The following is a 4,881-nucleotide window of genomic DNA, read 5'->3' on the forward strand; positions in this document are numbered from 1 at the left end:
CGCGCTACGCCTCCCGAGCCCCCGCGTACATCTCATCGATCAGATGCTGGTACTCCCGCTCAACAACCGGCCGCTTCAACTTCAGGCTCGGCGTCAACTCACCGTGCTCCACGTCAAGATCCCGTGGCAGAAGCCGGAACTTCTTGATGGTCTGCCACCGCTGGAGCCCCTCGTTCAGACGCTTGACATACCCGTCGATGAGCTCGACCGTCGCGGGCGAGGCGACGACGTCCTCGTACGACTTGCCCTCCATGCCGTTCTCCTTGGCCCAGCCGAGGAGGGACGGCTCGTCGAGGGCGATGAGCGCCGTGCAGAAGTTACGGTCGGCACCGATCACCATGACGTTGGACGTGAACGGGCACAGCGCCTTGAACTGTCCCTCGACCTCGGTCGGCGCGATGTACTTGCCGCCGGAGGTCTTGAACAGGTCCTTCTTGCGGTCGGTGATGCGCAGGTAGCCGTCGGGCGAGAGCTCGCCGATGTCGCCGGTGTGGAACCAGCCGTCGGGCTCCAGGACCTCGGCGGTCTTCTCCGGCAGGTTGTGGTAGCCCTGCATGATGCCCGGGCCGCGCAGCAGGATCTCGCCGTCGTCGGCGATGCGCACCTCGCAGCCGGGCAGCGGCTTGCCGACCGTGCCGGTCCGGTACGCCTCACCGGGGTTGACGAAGGACGCTGCGGACGACTCCGTGAGGCCGTAGCCCTCCAGGATGTGGATGCCCGCGCCGGCGAAGAAGAAGCCGATCTCGGGGGCCAACGCGACGGACCCGGAGACACAGGCCCGCAGGTGCCCGCCGAAGGCCTCACGCAGCTTGCTGAAGACCAGCGCGTCCGCGACCTTGTGCTTGGCGCCCAGTCCGAACGGCACGGACGCGGTACCGGTGCGGCGGAAGTTGTCCTGGCTGACCTTGGCGTACTCGCGCCCGACCTCGGACGCCCACTGGAAGATCTTGTACTTGGCGGGACCGCCCGCACGTGCCTTGGCGGCGACCCCGTTGTAGACCTTCTCGAAGATGCGCGGCACGGCGGCCATGTACGTCGGCTGGACGACCGGCAGGTTCTCGATGATCTTGTCGACGCGGCCGTCGACCGCGGTGACGTGCCCGACCTCGATCTGCCCGGAGGTGAGCACCTTGCCGAAGACGTGCGCGAGCGGCAGCCACAGGTACTGCACGTCCTCGCCGCTGATCAGGCCGGTCGCGGCGATGGCCTTCGCCATGTACGACCAGTTGTCGTGCGGGAGGCGGACGCCCTTGGGACGGCCCGTGGTGCCGGAGGTGTAGATGAGGGTGGCGAGCTGCTCGGCGGTGATCGCGCCGACCTTCTCCTTGATCAGGTCGGGCTTCTTCTCCAGGTACGCGGCCCCGCGCTGCTCCAGCTCGGCGAGCGAGAGGATCCAGTCCTCGGAGAGATCCGCGCCGGCCGGGTCGATGACGACGACATGGGTCAGGTCGGGCAGCTCGGCCCGCTTCTCACGGGCCTTGGCGAGCTGCGCGGCGTCCTCCGCGACGAGGACCCTGCTCTCGGAGTCGGACAGGATGTACGCGGATTCGTCGGCGTTCGTCTGCGGGTACACGGTCGTGGTGGCGGCGCCCGCGCAGAGGATGCCGAGGTCGGCGAGGACCCACTCGACGCGGGTGGCGGAGGCGAGGGCGACCCGCTGCTCCGGCTGCACGCCCAGTTCGATCAGCCCGGCCGCGATGGCGTAGACCCGCTCGGCGGCCTGCGCCCAGCTGAGCGACTTCCACTCGTCCGGGCCCTCGCCCGAGGCGGGAGGCACGGGGTAGCGGTAGGCCTCCGCGTCGGGCGTGGCCGCCACGCGCTCCAGGAAGAGAGCCGCCACGGACGGCGGTCGGTTCTCGATCAGGGTCAGTGTGTCGCTCACGACATCCTCCGGGGCCCGCGACATGGCGGCTGGCTCAAAGCGGCTGTTGTTTAACTCGCGAGTAACTATTCGAGTGGTGATCAGGGTAGAGCGCGGCCGCCCGGTGCGTAAGGGGCGGCGCCCTGTCACTTCCTACAGACACGTCCTACAGAGAGCGACCCTACGCGTGCGTACGGGCCCGCCGCACCGTGGGGCGACGGGCCCGTTTTCTGTCCGGGTTTCCATGGGTAACAGACGTTCCACGGACGGGTGCATCGAGGCTCGCGGGGGCGGGTGACGGCCCCCGCCCGCCCCTACTTCTTGCCCTTCCCTGACCCGCCGCCGTCGTCGCTGGACAGCACGGCGATGAAGGCCTCTTGCGGAACCTCCACAGAGCCCACCATCTTCATCCGCTTCTTGCCTTCCTTCTGCTTCTCCAGCAGCTTCCGCTTACGGGAGATGTCACCGCCGTAGCACTTGGCGAGGACGTCCTTGCGGATGGCGCGGATGGTCTCGCGGGCGATGACCCGGGAACCGATGGCGGCCTGGATCGGCACCTCGAAGGCCTGCCGCGGGATGAGCTCGCGCAGCTTGGCGACGAGTCGCACGCCGTACGCGTACGCCGCGTCCTTGTGGGTGATCGCCGAGAACGCGTCCACCTTGTCGCCGTGCAGCAGGATGTCGACCTTCACCAGGCTGGAGGTCTGCTCGCCGGTGGGCTCGTAGTCGAGGGAGGCGTAGCCACGGGTCTTGGACTTCAGCTGGTCGAAGAAGTCGAAGACGATCTCGGCGAGGGGAAGCGTGTACCGGATCTCGACCCGGTCCTCGGACAGGTAGTCCATCCCGAGCAGGGTTCCGCGCCGGGTCTGGCACAGCTCCATGATCGAGCCGATGAACTCGCTCGGGGCGAGGATCGTGGCGCGTACGACCGGCTCGTACACCTCGTTGATCTTGCCCTCGGGGAACTCGCTCGGGTTGGTGACGGTGTGCTCGACACCGTCCTCCATGAGCACGCGGTAGACCACGTTCGGCGCGGTGGCGATGAGATCGAGCCCGAACTCCCGCTCCAGCCGCTCACGGATGACGTCGAGGTGCAGCAGCCCCAGGAAGCCGACGCGGAAACCGAAGCCGAGGGCGGCGGAGGTCTCCGGCTCGTAGACCAGCGCGGCATCGTTGAGCTGGAGCTTGTCGAGGGCGTCGCGCAGCTCCGGGTAGTCGGAGCCGTCGAGGGGGTAGAGGCCGGAGAACACCATCGGCTTGGGGTCCTTGTACCCGCCGAGCGCCTCGGTCGCACCCTTGTGCAGGGTGGTGATCGTGTCACCGACCTTGGACTGACGGACGTCCTTCACACCGGTGATGAGGTACCCCACCTCACCCACCCCGAGCCCGTCGGCACCGAGCATCTCCGGTGAGTTGGTCCCGATCTCCAGCAGTTCGTGGGTGGCGCCGGTGGACATCATCCGGATCCGCTCACGCTTGTTGAGCTGCCCGTCGACGACACGGACGTACGTCACGACACCCCGGTAGGAGTCGTACACGGAGTCGAAGATCATGGCGCGCGCGGGCGCGTCCTTGACCCCGACGGGGGCCGGGATCTCGGCGACGACCTTGTCGAGCAACGCGTCGACACCGACGCCGGTCTTGGCGGAGACGCGCAGCACGTCGTCGGGGTCGCACCCGACGAGGTTGCCGAGCTCCTCGGCGAACTTCTCGGGCTGCGCGGCCGGCAGGTCGATCTTGTTGAGCACCGGGATGATCGTGAGGTCGTTCTCCATCGCCAGGTAGAGGTTGGCGAGGGTCTGGGCCTCGATGCCCTGGGCTGCGTCGACGAGGAGGATGGTCCCCTCACAGGCCGCGAGCGACCGCGAGACCTCGTACGTGAAGTCGACGTGTCCCGGGGTGTCGATCATGTTGAGAATGTGCGTGTTGCCCGGCTCCTTGGTCGGGGCCCACGGCAACCGCACCGCCTGGGACTTGATCGTGATGCCGCGCTCGCGCTCGATGTCCATGCGGTCGAGGTACTGAGCGCGCATCTGCCGCTGCTCGACGACGCCGGTCAGCTGGAGCATCCGGTCGGCGAGCGTGGACTTGCCGTGGTCGATGTGCGCGATGATGCAGAAGTTGCGGATCAGCGCGGGGTCGGTACGGCTCGGCTCGGGCACATGGCTGGGGATCGCGGGCACGCAGGGTCCTGATTCTTGAGGCGTCCGCAGTGTCTGCGGTCTCGGGTCGGATCGATACGTAGGCTCCATCGTCCCACGGGTGAGGAGTGGGAACCGGTCCGGGCGCCGAGGGGACGCGTAAACCGGGCGGACGGGAGCTCTGATCCCCGTCCCGCAGGCCGGTGCGGCGCAGAACGGGTTCGGGGCGGCACCGGACCGGTTTGGGTCGGCCGGAACGCGGCTGGTACCGTGGGGGGCTGTGCCTCATGCCCTCTCAGCGCGAGGCGCGTTCGGTTCCACCGGGTCTCCGGTGGTCCACTCGAAGATCAATCACCGGCGCGTGTGGCGTTGCGACGTCTCGCGTGCCTGAACCTGAAAAGGCTCATTCGTGGCGAACATCAAGTCCCAGATCAAGCGGATCAAGACCAACGAGAAGGCCCGGCTGCGCAACAAGGCCGTCAAGTCCTCTCTGAAGACCGCGATCCGCAAGACCCGCGAGGCCACGGCCGCGGGTGACGTGGAGAAGGCGACCGTCGCCCTGCGCGAGGCCTCGCGCAAGCTCGACAAGGCCGTCTCCAAGGGCGTCATCCACAAGAACCAGGCCGCCAACAAGAAGTCGGCGCTGGCTTCTCAGGTCGCCACCCTCAAGGGCTGAGTCAACTCCTGACTTGACCGTCGGCTGGACCCAGAGCGGGCCCTCTCTCATCCGCTCCCATCCGACACCCCGGGTCCACGCGCGGCCTGCGTTCGCCACGCGGGCGTGAACCCACAGGCTTGAACCGAAGGCCCCGGCCGACTCCCTTCCCCAGGGGGCGGGCCGGGGCTTTCGCGTGTCCTGTTCGCGTGTCCTGCCCACCC

The 4,881-nt window shown here is 67.8% G+C and carries 3 protein-coding genes; 1 reads left to right on the forward strand and 2 read right to left on the reverse strand.

Annotation, left to right across the window (positions count from 1 at the left end):
* Positions 1-4: 4 nt before the first annotated feature.
* Both FNH08_RS44555 and lepA read right to left on the reverse strand, forming a co-directional pair.
* Entirely contained in the window at positions 5-1,882 is a 1,878-nt protein-coding gene (locus FNH08_RS44555; RefSeq protein ID WP_322726445.1) for an AMP-dependent synthetase/ligase, read from the reverse strand.
* A gap of 293 nt (positions 1,883-2,175) precedes the next feature.
* Entirely contained in the window at positions 2,176-4,044 is a 1,869-nt protein-coding gene (lepA, locus tag FNH08_RS44560) for a translation elongation factor 4 (protein WP_322726446.1), read from the reverse strand.
* A 367-nt stretch (positions 4,045-4,411) separates the two neighbouring features.
* Here lepA and rpsT point away from each other — a divergent pair, with 367 nt between their 5' ends.
* The gene (rpsT, locus tag FNH08_RS44565; protein ID WP_322726447.1) at positions 4,412-4,678 is read left to right on the forward strand and encodes a 30S ribosomal protein S20; all 267 of its coding nucleotides are present in this window, start codon (positions 4,412-4,414) and stop codon (positions 4,676-4,678) included.
* Positions 4,679-4,881: the final 203 nt, after the last annotated feature.

It is taken from the genome of Streptomyces spongiae (genome assembly GCF_009377185.1).
Taxonomy (GTDB): domain Bacteria; phylum Actinomycetota; class Actinomycetes; order Streptomycetales; family Streptomycetaceae; genus Streptomyces; species Streptomyces spongiae.